Below are 16,160 nucleotides of genomic sequence, written 5' to 3'. Positions count from 1 at the left end.
CTGCTTCATCGCGCACTTTCCCAGTTAAAAAATAGAAATTCTCCGCCATCTTCTTTGATGCGGTCCGCAATGCGGTTGCCAACAGCTGCTACAAAATCTGCAGCGTCCAAGTTGGAAATCAAAATCGTAGGTTTCAGGTTTTGATAACGCTCGTTAAACACATCAAACAAGGCACGGCTTTCGGCTTCTGTGCCACTCTGTACCCCCACTTCGTCAATAATCAGCAGGTCATACGCAGCAAATGCTTCAATCACTTCGCTTTCGCTAACCGTGCCGCTGTAACTCTTCGCCTCGCGCACCAAGCGATTGATTTCGGCTACGCTGCTAAATCGTGCTTGTCCGCCGCAGTTTCGGATAACGTGGTTACCAATCGCACAAGCTAAATGGGTTTTACCTGTACCCGCATTGCCCAACATCGCTAAATTTCGCCCAGAATGCGTGCCTCGTGTGAATTCGTGGGCATAGTCTTTTACTGCTTCTACATTGCGGATTTGCTGCGTATTTGACGCATCCACTTGGTAGGCTTTGACTGTTTTGTGCTGATAACGCGGCGGAATGCGTGAATAACCCATGCGCTCATCAATTCTCGCCATATGCGCTTGTTTTTGCGTCGTTTCAGCAGCGGCTTTTTCTGCCATTTCGCGCTCACGCTCTTTGTCCTTGCGACATTCAGGACAAATGGTTTTGTAGCGTGGATAAACGATTTCAAGATATTCAATACCGTGAATGTTGCAAGTTTTCTGCACTTGCGAAATGGGTTTGAATAAACTTATGTCGCCCAATACTTCACCTGTGCTTCTCATCACAAAATCCCTTTCAAAACATCACGCGCTAAACCGCTTTTAGCTTCTTCGCCGTGTTTGTGTGTTCGTGTGATACGGTTGCCTTGCGGTTTCAGGCTGCATGAAAACCCTTGTTGTTCGTTGTGCAGATAACTTGCCACAAACCGCGCCCAGTTACGCTCGGCTGCCACTTGCACCGCTTGCGGTACGGTTAATCCAGCTTTAGCAGCTTCACGCTGCAAACCTGCGACAACGGTCGGCGTTAAGCTGCCAGCACGTTTGTCTTTGCGTGTCTGCAACCAGTCTTGGGCGATTTGTTTATCCACGCCCAAATTCAGCAATGCGTTCAAGTCATCTGCATGGAGGGATTTTGTGGTACGCGTTTTGCGCGTAACACCCTCTTGGTTCATTGACTGGTTCATTGACTGGTTATTATTGACTGGTTTGGGTGAAATATTTTCACTACCCCCTAGTGCAACGGTTTCACTACCTAGTGCAGAATTTTCACTACCTAGTGCAGAATTTTCACTACCTAGTGCAGAATTTTCACTACCTAGTGAAATATTTTCACTACCCCCTAGTGCAGAATTTTCACTAGGTTGTTGCGCTTTATCCAAAGTCAAAATGTACACATTGCTCAAATTTTGATTGTCTTTAACTTTTCGGCGTTGGATAATCAAAAAACCATCTTTTTCTAGTTGCTCAACGTGTGTCATTGCGCTGCGTTTGGAGCATTCAGCAGCCTTTGCAATCGTGCTGTAACTTGGGTAGCACTCGCCTTTATCGTTTGCTTGGTCTGCCAGTTTCATCAACACCAATTTTCGTGTTGGGTTGCCCACTTCAAGCGACATCGCTTTTACCATTAACATCATGCTCATTTTCAGGCTGCCTTTTCTGTTTTAAACCGTTTTAAAAAATATTGTTGCCCTTTGCCTGTTACTTTGGTCGTCAGGCGTAGTTGGTTACCTTGTGGCGTGGCAATCATGCTTTCTGTCATGCGGAATACGCCTAAATTCATGCTGCGTTGTGTGGCTTTGTTATCCAGCGTTAAATAGCCGTTTTCGCGCAACCAAACAAACAATCTACGCTCGCCTATCTCCACGCCGTTTTGTTTCAGCAATTTGGCTAAATCGCGGATTAAAATCACATCATCGCTATCGCCTACTGCATCGGCAAACGCTACTTTTGGCGCGTTGGCAGTGATTTGTTGTTGCAGCTTTTCGTTAGCTTCTACTTGCGCCACCAAGTCCAGCAAGGCTTCTTTGTAGTTTTGTGGCAAGGTGGGTTTCAGGCTGCCTGAAAGTTGTTTTTCGCATTCAATGAAATATTGCCGCGCTTGTTTGCCTTTTGCGTTGCGTTCCACCATGGAGAGCTCTTTTGCCATGTCTAGTGAAAGGAAGTATTCAATGCGGCGTGTTGCGCCTGTTTCTCGCTCCACAATTTTATGGAGTGAGATAAAATCTTGATTTACAATAAATCCATAATCCACAATACGGTTTTTAATCCATGTGGAAAAATCCTGACGGCTTTCTAAAAACGCATGAAGTTCACGCGCATTGACACCATTTTTCAGGCTGCCTGAAAAGTTTTGCTTGATTATTTCGGGTAGATTGTTCATAATTCACCTATTCACATACAGATATTTAACTTGCCCACGTTAGCGCGTGGGCTTTTCCTTTGGGTTAACGTTGGCGTAACCAGCGTATCAGTCGTTGAAGTGGGCTTTGTTTGGCGTAATGCACTAAATCTAAAAAATCAGCGCACATTTCCAAGTCATGTCCCGATTTATCTTTAAAGCGATAGCGTTTGAAATGAGTTAAAATTTCCACTTCACTCATCGCTGATAAAGGGAACCGAGATGTTTTGGCATTCTGTTGTTTCATCTAATTTACGCTCCGTTGCTTATGAAGACGGTTGTTTTAAACATAACTCACTTGCCCTGTTTGCCTTGTGCATTCAGGGCGTTTTTTTCACTCATCATCTAGCACACGCTGATAATGCAGAATCATTTGCTCCGCCATAAATTTGCGTTCGTGCGGCGTAACCACACACGCATCAATCGGCACAATCTTCAAATCCAGCGCAGCCAATGCTGCACACAATTCGTCTAAATCGCCGTCTTTCATGCGGCTCACTTTGCTTTCACTCCAACCCATGGCATCGCTTAAACCTTTTTGCGACAAGGCAGCAAGATGGCGCAAGACCAGTCTTTCGTTATTGCGAGCAGTTGCGGCTTGTTTGGGGGATAATTTAGTCATGGATAACTTCTTTATGCAGTTCACGAATTTTGTCCATGACTTGATAAGACGGCGTTTTCCGTTCGCCATTTCTCAACTTCACAACATAGGTAAGGGAGCAACCAATTCGTGCTGCGATTTGTTCTGCACCCATGCCTCGTTGATTTAGTTCTTTTAACAAAACATCAGGGGTCATGTTGTACTCCAAAAAATTTTAAGCATTATAAGTACTATTGTACTGAATTGTAAAGTACCAAAATACTGATTTTTGCAAGTACAATAGTATCAAGAGAGAAAGAAATTAAGATGAATACATTGCAAGAGCGTTTGATATACGCAAGAGAACAAAAAAAGATGAGCCAAACTGCACTTGGTAAGGCGATTGGCAAATCGCAATCTGCCATTGCAGCATTGGAAACAGGTAGAAATAAAAGCACAACGCACATTGCCAAAATTGCGAATGTGCTAGATGTGTCTGCAATATGGCTTGAAACAGGTGTAGGCGAAATGCAAGTTACTCAAAAGCAGCCCTCACTCCCCAATGTGTCCGAAATGCCCACGCCTTTATATAGCGTTCCCGTCATTTCATGGGTGCAGGCTGGTTCTTGGCAACCAGTAGAGCTGTTTGACGATGACGACCTAGAATACATTGTTTGCCGCACCAAGCTAGGCAAAGACGGCTACGCCCTGCGCGTTAGCAGCGACAGCATGCAGCCCGAATTTACCGAAGGCGATATTATCGTGGTCGACCCACACGGCGAACCACGCGCAGGCAGCTTTGTCATTGCCCTGCACGATAACGAAACCACGTTCAAGCAACTGGTGTTTGACGGCAGTCGCCCCATGTTGCGCCCACTCAACAGCAACTACCCCTATCTGCAAATCAAAGAAAACGACCGCATTTTGGGCGTTGTCAAAGAAAAGGTTAAATTGTATTGAGTGCAGGCTGCTTTGGGCGCAATATCAATCAAAGTGAGGTCTACCAGTCCAAAGGCAGGGGGATTTCAAGCTTTCGCAATTTTGAAAACATAGACCGCGACAAAGTAAGCATTTTGGCGCGTGTCGTGTCGTGGAAAGTAGAAGACAAATAGGAGCAGAAAAATGATGCAATTAGCCGAAGTGATTTATCACAACCAACAAGCCATGTTGAAACTACCCAGCAACTTTAACCCCATACAAAAAACGTGGTACGTTGCCCAAAACGAACAAACAGGGCAAGCCATGATTACCACTTGCCAACCAGAATGGAACGATTTTCTACAAGCATGGCAACAGCTAGATGGCACAGAATGGGGCGAATTAACACGCTATCGCTACGATGTGGAACGCAGTTTTGATTGGGGCGATGAATGAAGTATTTGCTAAGACTAAATCATCAAATATTCGGCATCGTGAAAGAAAAAGTGAAGCTGTATTAAGGCTGCCTAAAAGGATACATCGTGAAACAAGAAAAAGATAAATTACTGGCACTATACAAAGGCACATTACCGATTGGCGATGTGCAGTTGGAATGTGCTGTTTTAGACAATGGTGTTCGTGTCTTAACTGCTAAATCTATTTTTGATGCGTTCGGACGTTCCCGAAAAGGCATGAATGATAGACTGGAAATTGACGGGACCAAACTCCCCCCTTTTTTAGCTGCAAAGAACCTAGAACCTTTTATAACACAAGACATTATCCAGCGGACCAAACTACTGGAATATTCAGATGGTAACGCGAAAAAATCAGGTTATGATTCTGCTTTATTGCCATTAATGTGTAATATGTATTTATCAGCAAGACGAGCAGGTGCGCTGAAAGAATCTCAAGCTAAACTAGCCGACCAAGCGGAAATTTTATTAACTGCATTTGCTCAAGTAGGTTTAGCCGCGTTAATTGACGAAGCAACAGGATTTCAACGCGACCGCAAACATGATGCTTTGCGTTTGTTATTGTCAAAATACATCGCAGAAGGCTTGCAAGCATGGGTGCGAACATTCCCAGATTCCTTTTTTGCAGAATTGGATAGGTTGTACCAAAATAAACCTACTCAATCACAAAATCGCCCACAATATTATGGTGGATTTATCAATCGTTACATATATGAACCGATTGAACATGGTTATGTGAAAAAAGAATTAGATAAATTAAATATCACAGAAGAAGGGAAACGAAGAGCGAGATTTCATCAATGGTTAAGTGATAATGGACGGAATATCCTATTACATCAAATTGGACGTGTACAAGGCTTAATGGAAACTTGTTCTGATATTGAACATTTTAAACGCAGAACAGAACATCAAAAGCAAATTTCCATTGCACCGTATTTGTTTGATGAAATGAATCAAATAGATTGATTTCAGGCAGCCTGATGCTTATCCACCACTGCAATCGTTTTACCCAACGGCGCAAGAATTTTCAGCAGCGTTTCCAACTGCGGATTAGTTTGTCCCGATTCCATACGCGCAATCACGGGTTGCTTCACACCGCTCAATTCTTCCAAGCGTTTTTGAGAAATCCCCTGTTCTTGTCGTGCCTTGATGATTTCATTCATCACAGCAACGCGCAAATCACTTGCTGCTATTTCGTCAGCAGTAAAAGTTTCGCGGGCAAAATCGTCCCAGTTTGAACCGATTGGATTGTGTTTCATGATTCTTCACTCCTAGCTTTCAAATCATCTAAATACGCTTGAGCGCGTTCAATTTCACGTTTAGGCGTTTTTTGTGTGGTTTTCATGAATTGATGCAGCAAAACAAACTGTCCATCAATCCACGCCGCAAACAAAATACGGTCGCGCAAAGGGCGCAATTCCCAAATTTCACCCTGAATATGTTTCACATAAGGCTGACCAGCACGCGTACCATGTTGCTTCAAAACTTCCATATAATCACGGATTTTATTCAGCTTAATGCGACTAGACTTATCCTGCTGCGTGGCTAATTGCTGCACATACTCTTTCACAGGTTCACGACCTTTGGCATCACGGTAGAAAACAATCGTGTACATATTTAATCCTTTTGAGTAGAAATATAATAACTCAAAAGTTATTAAAATTCAAGCAGCCTGAAATTCAATCCACAACCTACTCATCAAGAGTAGGTTTTTTGTCGCTCAGCCTACAGTTTTTTTACCGCCTTTTGGCGGTTTTTTGCGCCCACAAAAAAGCCCCATGCAAAGCACAGGGCTATCCCGTTAAATTTTCACAGGAATTTTAAACGTTTTGCCATCTTTGGCAATTACCTTTCTCCCGCTGCGCGTGGTAAACGATTTTCGGAACACATAAGCTCCCGTTTCGTCCACCAAATCAGGGACAGTTGGAACGTTTGCATTGAGTATCATAAGCAACTCCAAGCAAAAGTTGCCGCCACTTAATTAACGTGGACAAATACGCACAAAACGGATAAACTAAAAAAGTTAATGTTGCTTATCCAAACGCATTTGCGATGTGCGGACGGAGAACAATCTAATTTCCTGCGCCAACAGGAAACCCCACTAATCGGCTTGGTATGCTTACAACATATCAAGCCGTTTTTCATTAAAATCAAACGACAACTGTTTTGTGTTATAGCCCATGCCCATCAAAATAATTTCAGCAAATGTATCCGCCTGCCATTCAGGGTCTTCACATTGAGCCAGCAACTTATCCGCTTTATGTAACAGAGATTGATGCATCAACACCATATGCCCCAGTTCATGCAAAATGATTTCCAGCGCATCATGCTCCCCCAAGCACGCAGCATGATAAGTACGCTCGGGAACCCGTATCGTCATATCCGCAGGGCTAAAATGCCCCTTGGTTAAATTCAACGTAACCTCCTCCCATTCGTTATCAGAAAGCACATCCAGCGTTACCACTCTGCTTAACTGTTCCAAAATCACAGCAGGCTTTTTCCTATTTTGGCGAGTAAAACCAAGCACTTTTGCCGTTCTCATTGCCACCCGCTCAATCTCATCATTTGCCATAGGCAAAACCCTATATCCGTGCATCTGCCGAAATAAATATTGAAAACTCATCAATTTGTCTCCTGTTGATGGATTTCCGCTAAAAATTTTGCAAATGCGTTTAGCTGCTCATCCGTCATTGCTGTTTTAGCAAACCCAGCCAACAACATTTGTTGCTGCAATGGCAGCCCATCCACAGGGATAGCTTCATTAGAAACATTTGCCAGTTGTGACAAATCATCAACCTGCACATTCCGCTCATGGAAAAAAGCAGCAATTTTTCTCGCCCATTCAGCGGGAATTTTTTTGCGCCCTGTTTCCATGCCACTTAAAAAAGCAGGGGTAACGCCAAGCTGTTGCGCCATGCTCAACAAAGTTTCCCCTGCATCAATCCGCGCTTTTCGCACAGCCTTTCCAAAAGCAGTAAGAGCCATGTTCATTCTCCTTAACAAATTTCCATAATTATACATTAACGCAAAATTAAAGACAAATATTTTAACCAAATTGGTTAAATAAACAAAAATAACGGTTTTTTGTCGCTCAGCCTACAGTTTTTTTACCGCCTTTTGGCGGTTTTTTGCATTTCGCTAAAAAGCCCATTCAACCGTATGGCAGAATGGGCGCAAAAAAGCAGCCTGCACTTTGGATTGCAGGCTGCTTAAATCGGTTAAATCGGGTGATTAAATTTCAATATCAGCATGTCGGAATTCCCGACGTGCTTCTTAGAAAGGTTGTGCAAAATACTTATTGATTAAGCAGCTTCTTCTTCATAGTCGCGCAAATATTCTGCTTCTGCCACGTCATCGGTAAAGTCTAACGATAACTGAATATTGCTGCTTTTTTTCTCATTACATACATCAACATCGGTTTTTAATTGGAAGCAATCTCCAACAATTTGCTGACGGCGTTGTGAAAAGGCTTTTTCAAAATGGTTTACAGGAACGTTGGGGTCGTCCATGTCTGCCCATAAAGTGCGCTGTTTGCCATTGACAGATTCTTTTACAGCATGTTTAGCGCGATAGCGTTTCCCTGCTGGGTCGGTACGAACTTCTTCACGGAAATGACGTGAAAAGTCTTTAGCAGCTAAATTAATTTCATCTTGATAATTGGGTTTGTATAAACCTTGGCTTATTGCCCAACCTGCTAAATCATGGCTGTCGATAATGCCGTTTGTAATGCCTTTGGCTTGTGTGTATTGTTCAACAATATGGCTTATTTCGTTTTTCTTGGCACTCATTTTATTCAACCTCATAAGTTAAGCCCCAACCGTCATAGGTTGAGCCGTTTAAGATAAATGGACGAATAGGGATAAGGTGTTTGCGTAGCTGTTGGTATTTGCCTGTTCGGTTGTGCAACTGCCCCACTACTAATCCGATGTGAATTTTATTAACTCCTGCAAAGGCTTTGATTTTTTGCTCGGAAAATAAATAAGCTCCTGCGCGGATAATGTAGCTGTCTAGTTTTTGGCTGGGTACGCAAAAATCCGCCGCAGCTTGGTTGGCTCGTTGCTCTTCGGGTGGTAGCGTATTGCTGTCTATGCCAATATCTTCATCTAAAATAGGTGTGGATTTGCCGTCGCCTTGTAAAACATGTTCCAACTCGTGGCGTAGGGTAAACCAAAAATTGTCTATGCGGTCGTATCGTAGGGTTAAGCCAATGACGGGGGTTTGCTCGTCCAACCAAAAGCATACGGCATCTAATTTGCTATTGGGCAAACTTTCTACCAATACAAAACGGATACCGCTTTCTGACAAAATGCGTGGCACATGGCGGATTTCTTCGGGTGAGAGTAGTAAAGCGGAGAGTTGTTCAATCGCTTTTTTTGCTGCCTGAATACTGAATTTGCCTGTGGTAATTTGCGCTTTTGCAAGCTGTTTGACACGGTGCAGCCATGCTAAATTGACTGCGCTAATGGGTTGCATATAAGCAGCGGTGTTTTGTTTGGCTGCAAATTGGAAGGCGCAAGGTTGATAAATTTGGTCGATTTGGAAAAATGCTTTTATGGCGTTTTCTAAATCGTCCAAAGTTTCTCCTGCTTGAATCCAACCACGTTTGAGCATATCTTTGATAGGGTAGTTTTGATACAAAGCGGCACGACGTGGGATATCGGCGTATTTATCGCTTTCTGCCGCTAAAAGCGAAAGCTGATAGCGCGATTGCAAATTAAGCCATGTTTCGGCTGAAATACCCAAAGCATAGGAAAGCTGCATGGCGGTGTCGGCAGTAATCCCCATTTTGCCTGTGATGATTTGGTTAATGGTTTTAGGTGGGCGGTTAATGATGTCGGCAAGGTCGTTTTGCGTCCAGCCTCGTGCGGCTAATTCGCTTTTTAAAATGATGCCTGCATGTATTGACTCGGCTGATGATAATGGATTCATGATTCTGCTTTGATGATGTCTATTAAATGGATTTGCCCTTCTGCGTCTATCTCTAGGGCTAATCGGTGTTTTTGGTCTATTTTGACGCTGTACGGTGACTGATTAGATAGGTTGAGAAAGGCTGCTGCGTGTAAATCATTTAAGCTGTGGGCGGATAAAATATATTGCACAGCAAAGCGATAGGATTGTGTAGCTCTTACACCTAAATCGCCTTGAAAATATTTATCGCAAAATAGCAAACGCAAATAATCATTTTTAAAGTTTACTTGCATTGACTTCCTTTCTATTTTCTCAAAATTTACACTTTGTGTAAATCTGTTATTTTAAGATTTTCAGGCTGCCTGAAGCATTTAATTCAAATCTATTGTTTCAATGAAACCTTTTTCATATTGCCCATTTTTGAACACCGCTGTCAGCTGGATTGGAACTAATTTACCTGATTTTGCCACTTCCCATACTTTTTCTACATCTTCTGCAAACATATCGGTTGTATCTAATTTAACAATATATTCAATATTATATATATCGCGCAACGTCAATTTTAGTAGTTCAGGTTTACTGCTGTCTATAACGATTTTGGTATTCACCATTAATGATTTCACTAGTACGATTGGCATAAGCACGTTTATTAGCTTCTGCAATATCCGCAGCAGTGTAGGTAATCCCCGCTAATTCTATTTGCGTTGCGGTTGGTGCATTACTCATAACAGACATCAGTAGATTATCGGTATTTTGTGCCAATAATGCAGCAACATTTTCTACTGCCACATAGCCTTTGTTTGTAATTTCTTGTAAGGCTTTGATTTGTTCCGCCCTTTCTTGCGAGAGTATTTTCGTTTCAGATTGCTCACAATGCCGTTCATAAGCTTGATAGCCAAAATAACAAATAATGAAAAATCCAATTAATAACATTTGATACTCACTGGGTATATTTTTAAACGCTTCTGAAACAATGCTTTCAAATTTTTCAATCGCATCAGTGCTGATTTCGGTGCTGCCTATCGCAACCACAAATACAATTTCAAATCGTTCTAACTCATCACGCGTTAAACGTTTGACATTTTCATCGTTATGCAAAGCCAACGCCGCTACACGATAAAATCCACGCTGCATTTCGCACAGACTTTTTGCAAATGACGCAGGAAAACTACCTTGATATTCATCACCTTGTATTTTAATCCAAACTTGCTTTTGCATCACTATATCCTTTTTTTCAATCCACCACCTTCCACGCAATCACGCGCCCCCATTCTGCCATACGGTTGAATGGGCTTTTTTACGCCTAAATTTTGTTTGATTGAAAATCAAGTACTTAAATAATGCGGAAAAATATTTAAGTACTATTGTATTTACAAATATCAAGTACAATAGTACTATTCACACATCAACAACACCCCCACAAGGACAACCATCATGAAAGCCATACAAACCTACTGCCAACACAGCTTTGGCAAACAAGAAGCCACCATCGCCCAGTTGCAACAAGGCGCAAAAGGCAAAGTAAAAGTCAAGCTGGTAGGCGCAACACGCTGGAAAACGTTTAACAGCCTGCACCAAGCCCATCAAGCACTAGACGAAATCGCCATCGCCAACACAGGCTTTCACGGCTACATCAACTAAACCACACGGTGGGCAACACGCCCACCCCAACACAAAAGGCAATCAAGCATGACAACGAATAATCACAATTTTGGCGACAACAACACCCTGGGCGGTTGGCAAATAATCGGCGCAGACAACACATTCGGCAACTGCAACACGCTGGGCGACCACAACAAGCTAGGCAACGACAACACGCTCGGCAACTACAACAAGCTAGGCGACAACAACACGCTGGGCAACTACAACAAGCTAGGCAACTACAACAAGCTAGGCAACGACAACACGCTGGGCGACTACAACAAGCTAGGCAACTGCAACACGCTGGGCGACCACAACAAGCTAGGCAACGACAACACGCTCGGCAACTACAACAAGCTCGGCAGCTCATTCAAATTCGGCAAACGTCTAAAAATGGAAGGGGTTGAAGTCATCAACTTCATGACCATGGCAAACATAGACGGTTCAGGGCGACAAATACAAATCATCGTCCACACCAAAGGCTTGCTAATCCGTGCAGGCTGCTTTGTTGGCACGCTGGACGAATTTTGCGCCAAAGCCGAAAGCGAATACAAAACCCGATACAGCAAAGTCGTCCGTGCAGTAGCAGAAGCTTTTTACGCCGACGTTATCGCATCAGGCGAAACAGGTGGCTGGGACGAATAAATCAGGAGCATCATGTGCAGAAATTATCAAGGAGCGAAAACATGCTAAGCAAAGTAGCCACTAAGCACACCTGTCAGCAATGCGGCAAGCAATACAACACCGCAAAGAAAGTCAGTCGTGAATTGTGTCACGCATGCGCAGACAAAGCTCATCACGAAAGAATGAAGCATCTGATAGAGGCGCAGAAATTCATCAAGGAGCGAAAACATGCTAAGCAAAGTAGCTAATCTGCCATTGCCTGAAGAATATCAACCATACGACGCAGGCGATTTAGACGGCTTAGACCACTGGCAGCTAGAAGAAGATGCCTACAACTGCACAGTAGCCCAATACTGGGCGCAGGCAGCGCGATACTTTGAAAAAGCCATCGCAGAAGAAAAAGCCGACCCATTCGAAGACGAAGATCAAGCCATTTGTGCCATTGCCGATATGGCGGTGGAAATGGGTCGCAAGTTTCATCAAAACCAATTAGCAGAATACGGATTAGGGAGATTTTGAGATGAACCACGAAGAAATGCAGCTAGACGACGCATTCCGCGCCAAATTAAGCAGCTTGAAAGCGCAGCACAGCAACATCAACGGCATTTTCGACCCTCAGACGCGCGAAGCATGGTTTGATTTAAACGGTACAGAAATCAAGTTTTATTTAGCAGACAACAGCAATCAGTTTTTGCACATCAACCAAGTATTCAAAGCCATTGAAAGTTTTTTACGTGTCTAAAAGCCTATTTACAGCAGCAATTTAACCAAGTTGCTGCGAATAAGTAGATTTTTAACCGCTTACAAAGGGAGCAACATGAAATCGCAATTAAAAGCATTATTACCCAGCAAAGAAGCAATAGGCGGCTTTATTGCAGGCGTAGTATTAGCAGTTGGCTTAGCCGCTAGCTACAACGTCAAAGCCAAGCCCATGCTAAAACCGCAATACCACATTGCACTCAAAACCTACGATTGCGACAACCGCCGTCAAATCCCGATTTGGTATGTAAACAGCGATTTAGCCCCAGCCTTGCAACGATTAAACGACCTATGCCACCAAGAAAAAGCAGCGTTAGCACTGGCGCAAGTTTGGGAAAAAAATCCAATGGCAGGAGTGGTTTATGATGAATGATAGCCAACTCACACTTAAGCACAAGAAAATCATCGCCCTGTTTAAAAGATGTTCTAAATTATCAGGCGTATTCATTAAAAGCCACTGCATCACCCAATCAGAAGCCGAATTATCGCATCTCATGCGCGAATTGGTAACAAGCGAATATCTGGTTAAATATCAAGCCGATGACGGCTATTACTACAAGCTAGGCAAGGCAGCCATCGCCTTTAAAAAAGACAACGAAAATCCAAAACTTCAACTCAAGCAAGAAAGCAAAACCATGAAAACACGAGAAAAAGCCAAAATCACACAATCCACCGAAAGCAAAGAAAATTTGAAACAAGATACAGCATGCAAAAGTAAGCCATACAAACTTAAACCCGTCAAAACACGAATGGGCATCTTTAGCGACGGCGTGATTGTGATTTCTCAAAGCAATGGCGATTCAGGTTTAAGTCACATCAACAACACCGTTACATTAACTCCTAAGCAAGCCAAACAACTGATTAAACTCATCAACGCACTTCATGTAGCCCAAAAGGTTCAATCATGACAAACAAACAATTTCTACAAGACCGCCGTCAAGGTATCGGTGGCAGCGACATCGCCGCCATAATCGGCGTATCCCAATTCAAAACCGCGCTAGATGTGTTTTTAAGCAAAACCACCGAGCAGCCAGAATTAAAAGGCGAACATCTCTACTGGGGGCACGCGCTAGAAGCCCCCATCGCTGCGCGTTTTAGCGAAGAAACAGGCAAACTGATTTTCAGGCAGCCTGAAATCAAAAAACACCCAAAACACGATTTTGCCCTAGCCAACGCAGACGGCTTGATTATCGACAAAATCACACAACAACCTATCGGCATTTTAGAAATCAAAACCGCCAGCGCATTCAAATTCAAAGAATGGAGCAACGAAGACGACGGCGTACCCATTGAATACATCGCCCAAGTGCAGTGGTATATGGAAATTTTTGATGTCGATTTCGCCTACATCGCCGTACTCATTGGCGGACGCGATTATCGCCAATACCGCATAGAACGCGACCGCGAACTAGCCGCCGATTTATTGGCACGAGCCAAAGAATTTTGGGAAAACCACGTTATGAAAAACATACCGCCCGAGCCACAAAACGCAGCAGACGTACAAAAACTCTATCCGCAAGATGACGGCGACAGCACACAAGCCGACACCGAAACCCTGATTGTCTACAACGAATTGTGCAGCCTAAACGAACAAGCCAAAGTGTTGGCGCAGCAAATTAACGAACGCCAAGAATGGCTCAAAACCAAAATCGGGCAACACGCCATTATGCTATCGGGCGAAGAAAAACTCTTCACATGGAAAACCCAAAACAGCCACCGTTTTGACAGCAAAACCTTTCAGGCAGAGCACCCCGATTTGTATAAGCAATACAGCAAAACCACACAAACGCGCGTGTTTAGAGCATAAAAAAGCAGGCTGCTTTTTAACCAACCCAAAAGCAGCCTGAAAAGAAAAATTAGCGATTCAGCTCAAACGCCACATCACGCCAAGTTTTATGTGGCAAGTTAAGCCGTGAAGCCAAAATCAGCGCATGAAGATAGCCATCTGAAAAACGGCCATGCGCACGGTAAGCAAGATTGTGATTGAGTGAACGTACTGCTGTTTCAGTTGCATGGTAGTAAGCCAACATATACGGCACATGCGCTACAAAGCCTTTAATACATTGCAAATCATGTGCAGATAACACGATTGAACCATGTGGCAAAGCAGGTTGTACAGGTTCTAGTTTCAGGCTGCCTGAAATGATGTGTTCAATCTGTTCATCGCACCAAACCGCGAATTTTGGGTCAAGCCATCGGGCGAAGTGGATTGCGAGTTTAGGGTGAAGCCAAGTTCCGCGTTGAGAACCACCGTTCTTAACTGTAACCAATTGATTGTATTCCACTAAGATTTTTGTCTTACTGGATAAGTGTTCAGCAAGTGCAGCGATATATTGTTGAGTTTGCTCAGTTTTTAAATAATCGCGTGGTTGTTTACCAAAATAAGCAGCAATTGCCGTAGCATTAAGGAAACCGTCAGCACGAAAAGAAACAACAGCATTGTTGAAAGAAAAATTTAAAATTTGGGTAGTCATGGTAAAATACCTTTTTCATGTGTAGTCATGGAAACAGGAAAAGAACGTTACAGCGTTGCTTTTCCACCTGCCCAAATCAAGCGACAACTTGATTTGGGCTTTCTTTTTACCTGCATTTGCAAGTGCAAGCATTTTAATTTGTATATACGATTTATGCAAGCATTTTTTATCCTTTCTTTAATTTTTCCAATTCAAGCTCATGTTTCAATTTTTCTTTAACCCATTTTGAGAAGTCTAAATTATTAGCAAATTTAAGTAAATCAGCTTCTTTCTCTGTGTTAAAGGAAACGTGTTTTAAAATTCGCTTGTTTTCATATTTGCTTTTTGGGTTTTCGGTTTCTGCCATTTTAACGCCTTTACTTGTTAATCGTATCTACATTTTATGCGATAAGTCAAAAATAGGCAACAAAAAAATCCGCCGAAGCGGATTTGATGAAGTAATTTGAGAAAAAGCCCATTTGGGCGGGGTGCTCTCTCCTGCTACTAGACAGGCGCGGTCGTTACCGATACCGCACACCCCAAAGAGTTTAGGCAGCCTGAAACAATCAGAAAGCTCAAAAGTTATGGGGAATGATGTGCAAATTGTAGTAAGCAACAAAAATTCACGTTGGCAGACGTGAAAGCTGCTAGTAGTTTGGAGAGAACGCACATCATACCCCACCCCCTAAAAACAGGCAACAAAAAATCCGCACGAGGCGGATTGGAAAGTATGGCAAAGGCTTAAAGCGCAGGTTGCAAATCGTTCATTTCTTCGATACGAAGCATACGAATGTCCGAAACACATGGCTTAAACCACGGATAAACCTTGGACAACTCTTGCGCAGCCAACACGCATTTAACCGCAGTAATCTGTTCCGAACCAAAGTACACACTGCCTTGCTGGTGGTCAAAGCCCAACGAAACCAATGTGCGCTTAATATCGCCATAAGCGTTTTGCCAGCTTTCCGAGCCGTACAGATTTTTTAATTGATTGGTGTCCAAATCAAAAGCAATAGCGTAAGACATGATGCCCCCTAAAAAAATGAAAAGCATCATACCCACCCCCTTAAAATCCGTCAAGCAAGACAAAGGCCGTTTGCACAATTTCCTGTTTACTGCTTTCCATGCGATACCGCCTTGATTGCACGATTAAAATCACGCGCAAATTGCTGTGCATCATTTCGTAAAGATGCCGCATCGTCCGCAGGCGAGCTTGGTTTAGGCATAGCGCAAGCAGGGGCTATATTAAAAATAGACCCAATGCCCGACAAAAACGCATAAAAAAGACGAGATGATTTTTTCATTTTCAATCCATATAAATCAATATCCGCTGCGCGGTAGTAGCGCGATAGTAACTTTTAACCCCCACTTTGTCAAAGAAAGGTA

The 16,160-nt window shown here is 43.1% G+C and carries 32 protein-coding genes; 12 read left to right on the top strand and 20 right to left on the bottom strand.

The window, feature by feature from the left end:
• Nucleotides 1-5 precede the first annotated feature (5 nt).
• The 6 genes from QEO93_RS03955 to QEO93_RS03930 form a co-directional block, all read right to left on the bottom strand.
• Nucleotides 6-803: an ATP-binding protein gene (locus QEO93_RS03955; RefSeq protein ID WP_085815584.1), complete on the bottom strand. Its 798-nt coding sequence runs from the start codon at nt 801-803 to the stop codon at nt 6-8.
• Complete coding sequence (locus QEO93_RS03950; RefSeq protein ID WP_085815583.1) at nt 803-1,660, bottom strand: helix-turn-helix domain-containing protein; 858 nt, start codon at nt 1,658-1,660, stop codon at nt 803-805. Before QEO93_RS03950 ends, QEO93_RS03955 begins: the two co-directional genes overlap by 1 nt.
• A 2-nt stretch (nt 1,661-1,662) precedes the next feature.
• Complete coding sequence (locus tag QEO93_RS03945; protein WP_085815582.1) at nt 1,663-2,400, bottom strand: phage antirepressor KilAC domain-containing protein; 738 nt, start codon at nt 2,398-2,400, stop codon at nt 1,663-1,665.
• Nucleotides 2,401-2,464: 64 nt separating this feature from the next.
• The gene (locus QEO93_RS03940; RefSeq protein ID WP_032137139.1) at nt 2,465-2,665 is read right to left on the bottom strand and encodes a hypothetical protein; all 201 of its coding nucleotides are present in this window, start codon (nt 2,663-2,665) and stop codon (nt 2,465-2,467) included.
• A gap of 87 nt (nt 2,666-2,752) precedes the next feature.
• Nucleotides 2,753-3,040: a CII family transcriptional regulator gene (locus QEO93_RS03935; RefSeq protein ID WP_085815581.1), complete on the bottom strand. Its 288-nt coding sequence runs from the start codon at nt 3,038-3,040 to the stop codon at nt 2,753-2,755.
• The gene (locus QEO93_RS03930; protein ID WP_003790597.1) at nt 3,033-3,215 is read right to left on the bottom strand and encodes a helix-turn-helix domain-containing protein; all 183 of its coding nucleotides are present in this window, start codon (nt 3,213-3,215) and stop codon (nt 3,033-3,035) included. The genes QEO93_RS03935 and QEO93_RS03930 overlap by 8 nt, the downstream gene beginning before the upstream one ends.
• A 110-nt stretch (nt 3,216-3,325) precedes the next feature.
• On the opposite strand from QEO93_RS03930, the gene QEO93_RS03925 reads away from it, so the two are divergent.
• The 4 genes from QEO93_RS03925 (at nt 3,326) to QEO93_RS03910 (ending at nt 5,355) form a co-directional block, all read left to right on the top strand.
• A complete protein-coding gene (locus QEO93_RS03925) occupies nt 3,326-3,958 on the top strand; it encodes a LexA family protein (protein ID WP_085815580.1) in 633 nt (210 codons plus the stop codon).
• Entirely contained in the window at nt 3,955-4,110 is a 156-nt protein-coding gene (locus QEO93_RS03920) for a hypothetical protein (RefSeq protein WP_179184663.1), read from the top strand. Before QEO93_RS03925 ends, QEO93_RS03920 begins: the two co-directional genes overlap by 4 nt.
• Nucleotides 4,111-4,120: 10 nt before the next feature.
• Nucleotides 4,121-4,372, top strand: coding sequence for a hypothetical protein (locus tag QEO93_RS03915; protein WP_085815579.1), 252 nt, complete (start codon nt 4,121-4,123; stop codon nt 4,370-4,372).
• 86 nt (nt 4,373-4,458) lie between these two features.
• The gene (locus QEO93_RS03910) at nt 4,459-5,355 is read left to right on the top strand and encodes a P63C domain-containing protein (protein ID WP_085815578.1); all 897 of its coding nucleotides are present in this window, start codon (nt 4,459-4,461) and stop codon (nt 5,353-5,355) included.
• A 2-nt stretch (nt 5,356-5,357) separates the two neighbouring features.
• On the opposite strand, the gene QEO93_RS03905 is transcribed toward QEO93_RS03910, so the two are convergent.
• The 10 genes from QEO93_RS03905 to QEO93_RS03860 form a co-directional block, all read right to left on the bottom strand.
• Complete coding sequence (locus tag QEO93_RS03905) at nt 5,358-5,648, bottom strand: helix-turn-helix domain-containing protein (RefSeq protein ID WP_085815577.1); 291 nt, start codon at nt 5,646-5,648, stop codon at nt 5,358-5,360.
• A complete protein-coding gene (locus QEO93_RS03900) occupies nt 5,645-6,004 on the bottom strand; it encodes a type II toxin-antitoxin system RelE/ParE family toxin (protein ID WP_085815576.1) in 360 nt (119 codons plus the stop codon). The genes QEO93_RS03905 and QEO93_RS03900 overlap by 4 nt, the downstream gene beginning before the upstream one ends.
• 186 nt (nt 6,005-6,190) lie before the next feature.
• Nucleotides 6,191-6,337 (bottom strand): hypothetical protein, encoded by a 147-nt coding sequence (locus QEO93_RS03895; RefSeq protein ID WP_179184662.1) that lies wholly within the window; start codon nt 6,335-6,337, stop codon nt 6,191-6,193.
• A 171-nt stretch (nt 6,338-6,508) separates the two neighbouring features.
• Nucleotides 6,509-7,012, bottom strand: coding sequence for a hypothetical protein (locus tag QEO93_RS03890; RefSeq protein WP_085815575.1), 504 nt, complete (start codon nt 7,010-7,012; stop codon nt 6,509-6,511).
• Nucleotides 7,012-7,374: a helix-turn-helix domain-containing protein gene (locus QEO93_RS03885; protein WP_085815574.1), complete on the bottom strand. Its 363-nt coding sequence runs from the start codon at nt 7,372-7,374 to the stop codon at nt 7,012-7,014. Before QEO93_RS03885 ends, QEO93_RS03890 begins: the two co-directional genes overlap by 1 nt.
• 317 nt (nt 7,375-7,691) lie before the next feature.
• On the bottom strand, nt 7,692-8,177 hold the full coding sequence (locus tag QEO93_RS03880) for a hypothetical protein (RefSeq protein ID WP_032137102.1): 486 nt from the start codon (nt 8,175-8,177) through the stop codon (nt 7,692-7,694).
• A gap of 1 nt (nt 8,178) precedes the next feature.
• Nucleotides 8,179-9,318 (bottom strand): HigA family addiction module antitoxin, encoded by a 1,140-nt coding sequence (locus QEO93_RS03875; RefSeq protein ID WP_085815573.1) that lies wholly within the window; start codon nt 9,316-9,318, stop codon nt 8,179-8,181.
• Nucleotides 9,315-9,590: a hypothetical protein gene (locus QEO93_RS03870; RefSeq protein ID WP_003786523.1), complete on the bottom strand. Its 276-nt coding sequence runs from the start codon at nt 9,588-9,590 to the stop codon at nt 9,315-9,317. Before QEO93_RS03870 ends, QEO93_RS03875 begins: the two co-directional genes overlap by 4 nt.
• A gap of 78 nt (nt 9,591-9,668) precedes the next feature.
• Nucleotides 9,669-9,800: a hypothetical protein gene (locus QEO93_RS03865; protein WP_281251090.1), complete on the bottom strand. Its 132-nt coding sequence runs from the start codon at nt 9,798-9,800 to the stop codon at nt 9,669-9,671.
• Between the two features lie 73 nt (nt 9,801-9,873).
• The gene (locus tag QEO93_RS03860) at nt 9,874-10,515 is read right to left on the bottom strand and encodes a hypothetical protein (protein ID WP_085815571.1); all 642 of its coding nucleotides are present in this window, start codon (nt 10,513-10,515) and stop codon (nt 9,874-9,876) included.
• Between the two features lie 216 nt (nt 10,516-10,731).
• Here QEO93_RS03860 and QEO93_RS03855 point away from each other — a divergent pair, with 216 nt between their 5' ends.
• From QEO93_RS03855 to QEO93_RS03820, 8 genes are all read left to right on the top strand, one after another.
• The gene (locus tag QEO93_RS03855; RefSeq protein WP_085815570.1) at nt 10,732-10,938 is read left to right on the top strand and encodes a hypothetical protein; all 207 of its coding nucleotides are present in this window, start codon (nt 10,732-10,734) and stop codon (nt 10,936-10,938) included.
• A 48-nt stretch (nt 10,939-10,986) separates the two neighbouring features.
• The gene (locus QEO93_RS03850) at nt 10,987-11,583 is read left to right on the top strand and encodes a hypothetical protein (RefSeq protein ID WP_245832173.1); all 597 of its coding nucleotides are present in this window, start codon (nt 10,987-10,989) and stop codon (nt 11,581-11,583) included.
• Nucleotides 11,584-11,624: 41 nt separating this feature from the next.
• Nucleotides 11,625-11,810, top strand: a complete 186-nt coding sequence (locus QEO93_RS03845) for a hypothetical protein (RefSeq protein ID WP_085815569.1) — start codon at nt 11,625-11,627, stop codon at nt 11,808-11,810.
• Nucleotides 11,791-12,081, top strand: a complete 291-nt coding sequence (locus QEO93_RS03840) for a biopolymer transporter TolR (RefSeq protein ID WP_085815568.1) — start codon at nt 11,791-11,793, stop codon at nt 12,079-12,081. Before QEO93_RS03845 ends, QEO93_RS03840 begins: the two co-directional genes overlap by 20 nt.
• Before the next feature lies 1 nt (nt 12,082).
• Complete coding sequence (locus tag QEO93_RS03835) at nt 12,083-12,304, top strand: hypothetical protein (protein WP_085815567.1); 222 nt, start codon at nt 12,083-12,085, stop codon at nt 12,302-12,304.
• Nucleotides 12,305-12,379: 75 nt separating this feature from the next.
• The gene (locus QEO93_RS03830; protein ID WP_085815566.1) at nt 12,380-12,694 is read left to right on the top strand and encodes a hypothetical protein; all 315 of its coding nucleotides are present in this window, start codon (nt 12,380-12,382) and stop codon (nt 12,692-12,694) included.
• Nucleotides 12,684-13,229 (top strand): hypothetical protein, encoded by a 546-nt coding sequence (locus tag QEO93_RS03825; protein ID WP_032137147.1) that lies wholly within the window; start codon nt 12,684-12,686, stop codon nt 13,227-13,229. Before QEO93_RS03830 ends, QEO93_RS03825 begins: the two co-directional genes overlap by 11 nt.
• Complete coding sequence (locus QEO93_RS03820) at nt 13,226-14,128, top strand: YqaJ viral recombinase family nuclease (RefSeq protein WP_032137148.1); 903 nt, start codon at nt 13,226-13,228, stop codon at nt 14,126-14,128. Before QEO93_RS03825 ends, QEO93_RS03820 begins: the two co-directional genes overlap by 4 nt.
• 49 nt (nt 14,129-14,177) lie before the next feature.
• Here the strand turns inward: QEO93_RS03820 and QEO93_RS03815 are convergent, their stop codons facing one another.
• The 4 genes from QEO93_RS03815 to QEO93_RS03800 all read right to left on the bottom strand — a co-directional run bounded on the left by QEO93_RS03815 (nt 14,178) and on the right by QEO93_RS03800 (nt 16,078).
• Nucleotides 14,178-14,795, bottom strand: coding sequence for a KilA-N domain-containing protein (locus QEO93_RS03815; RefSeq protein ID WP_085815565.1), 618 nt, complete (start codon nt 14,793-14,795; stop codon nt 14,178-14,180).
• A gap of 166 nt (nt 14,796-14,961) precedes the next feature.
• On the bottom strand, nt 14,962-15,141 hold the full coding sequence (locus QEO93_RS03810) for a hypothetical protein (RefSeq protein WP_032133499.1): 180 nt from the start codon (nt 15,139-15,141) through the stop codon (nt 14,962-14,964).
• A 374-nt stretch (nt 15,142-15,515) separates the two neighbouring features.
• The gene (locus QEO93_RS03805) at nt 15,516-15,800 is read right to left on the bottom strand and encodes a virulence factor (RefSeq protein WP_032137161.1); all 285 of its coding nucleotides are present in this window, start codon (nt 15,798-15,800) and stop codon (nt 15,516-15,518) included.
• Nucleotides 15,801-15,886: 86 nt separating this feature from the next.
• Nucleotides 15,887-16,078: a hypothetical protein gene (locus QEO93_RS03800; protein ID WP_060537117.1), complete on the bottom strand. Its 192-nt coding sequence runs from the start codon at nt 16,076-16,078 to the stop codon at nt 15,887-15,889.
• Nucleotides 16,079-16,160 lie beyond the last annotated feature (82 nt).

This window comes from Kingella negevensis (assembly GCF_030177895.1).
GTDB lineage: Bacteria > Pseudomonadota > Gammaproteobacteria > Burkholderiales > Neisseriaceae > Kingella_C > Kingella_C negevensis.
The sequence above is the reverse complement of the archived record's forward strand: the minus strand, read 5'-3'. Positions and strand labels throughout refer to the sequence as shown.

Coding starts and splice junctions, on each gene's coding strand:
- QEO93_RS03870 (WP_003786523.1), bottom strand. CDS start 9,590: ATGCAAGTAAACTTTAAAAATGATTATTTGCGTTTGCTATTTTGCGAT.
- QEO93_RS03835 (WP_085815567.1), top strand. CDS start 12,083: ATGAACCACGAAGAAATGCAGCTAGACGACGCATTCCGCGCCAAATTA.
- QEO93_RS03880 (WP_032137102.1), bottom strand. CDS start 8,177: ATGAGTGCCAAGAAAAACGAAATAAGCCATATTGTTGAACAATACACA.
- QEO93_RS03815 (WP_085815565.1), bottom strand. CDS start 14,795: ATGACTACCCAAATTTTAAATTTTTCTTTCAACAATGCTGTTGTTTCT.
- QEO93_RS03840 (WP_085815568.1), top strand. CDS start 11,791: ATGCTAAGCAAAGTAGCTAATCTGCCATTGCCTGAAGAATATCAACCA.
- QEO93_RS03820 (WP_032137148.1), top strand. CDS start 13,226: ATGACAAACAAACAATTTCTACAAGACCGCCGTCAAGGTATCGGTGGC.
- QEO93_RS03865 (WP_281251090.1), bottom strand. CDS start 9,800: ATGTTTGCAGAAGATGTAGAAAAAGTATGGGAAGTGGCAAAATCAGGT.
- QEO93_RS03930 (WP_003790597.1), bottom strand. CDS start 3,215: ATGACCCCTGATGTTTTGTTAAAAGAACTAAATCAACGAGGCATGGGT.
- QEO93_RS03875 (WP_085815573.1), bottom strand. CDS start 9,318: ATGAATCCATTATCATCAGCCGAGTCAATACATGCAGGCATCATTTTA.
- QEO93_RS03950 (WP_085815583.1), bottom strand. CDS start 1,660: ATGAGCATGATGTTAATGGTAAAAGCGATGTCGCTTGAAGTGGGCAAC.
- QEO93_RS03955 (WP_085815584.1), bottom strand. CDS start 803: ATGAGAAGCACAGGTGAAGTATTGGGCGACATAAGTTTATTCAAACCC.
- QEO93_RS03905 (WP_085815577.1), bottom strand. CDS start 5,648: ATGAAACACAATCCAATCGGTTCAAACTGGGACGATTTTGCCCGCGAA.
- QEO93_RS03945 (WP_085815582.1), bottom strand. CDS start 2,400: ATGAACAATCTACCCGAAATAATCAAGCAAAACTTTTCAGGCAGCCTG.
- QEO93_RS03915 (WP_085815579.1), top strand. CDS start 4,121: ATGATGCAATTAGCCGAAGTGATTTATCACAACCAACAAGCCATGTTG.
- QEO93_RS03900 (WP_085815576.1), bottom strand. CDS start 6,004: ATGTACACGATTGTTTTCTACCGTGATGCCAAAGGTCGTGAACCTGTG.
- QEO93_RS03800 (WP_060537117.1), bottom strand. CDS start 16,078: ATGAAAAAATCATCTCGTCTTTTTTATGCGTTTTTGTCGGGCATTGGG.
- QEO93_RS03855 (WP_085815570.1), top strand. CDS start 10,732: ATGAAAGCCATACAAACCTACTGCCAACACAGCTTTGGCAAACAAGAA.
- QEO93_RS03830 (WP_085815566.1), top strand. CDS start 12,380: ATGAAATCGCAATTAAAAGCATTATTACCCAGCAAAGAAGCAATAGGC.
- QEO93_RS03810 (WP_032133499.1), bottom strand. CDS start 15,141: ATGGCAGAAACCGAAAACCCAAAAAGCAAATATGAAAACAAGCGAATT.
- QEO93_RS03935 (WP_085815581.1), bottom strand. CDS start 3,040: ATGACTAAATTATCCCCCAAACAAGCCGCAACTGCTCGCAATAACGAA.
- QEO93_RS03860 (WP_085815571.1), bottom strand. CDS start 10,515: ATGCAAAAGCAAGTTTGGATTAAAATACAAGGTGATGAATATCAAGGT.
- QEO93_RS03890 (WP_085815575.1), bottom strand. CDS start 7,012: ATGAGTTTTCAATATTTATTTCGGCAGATGCACGGATATAGGGTTTTG.
- QEO93_RS03895 (WP_179184662.1), bottom strand. CDS start 6,337: ATGATACTCAATGCAAACGTTCCAACTGTCCCTGATTTGGTGGACGAA.
- QEO93_RS03885 (WP_085815574.1), bottom strand. CDS start 7,374: ATGGCTCTTACTGCTTTTGGAAAGGCTGTGCGAAAAGCGCGGATTGAT.
- QEO93_RS03940 (WP_032137139.1), bottom strand. CDS start 2,665: ATGAAACAACAGAATGCCAAAACATCTCGGTTCCCTTTATCAGCGATG.
- QEO93_RS03845 (WP_085815569.1), top strand. CDS start 11,625: ATGCTAAGCAAAGTAGCCACTAAGCACACCTGTCAGCAATGCGGCAAG.
- QEO93_RS03850 (WP_245832173.1), top strand. CDS start 10,987: ATGACAACGAATAATCACAATTTTGGCGACAACAACACCCTGGGCGGT.
- QEO93_RS03925 (WP_085815580.1), top strand. CDS start 3,326: ATGAATACATTGCAAGAGCGTTTGATATACGCAAGAGAACAAAAAAAG.
- QEO93_RS03805 (WP_032137161.1), bottom strand. CDS start 15,800: ATGTCTTACGCTATTGCTTTTGATTTGGACACCAATCAATTAAAAAAT.
- QEO93_RS03825 (WP_032137147.1), top strand. CDS start 12,684: ATGATGAATGATAGCCAACTCACACTTAAGCACAAGAAAATCATCGCC.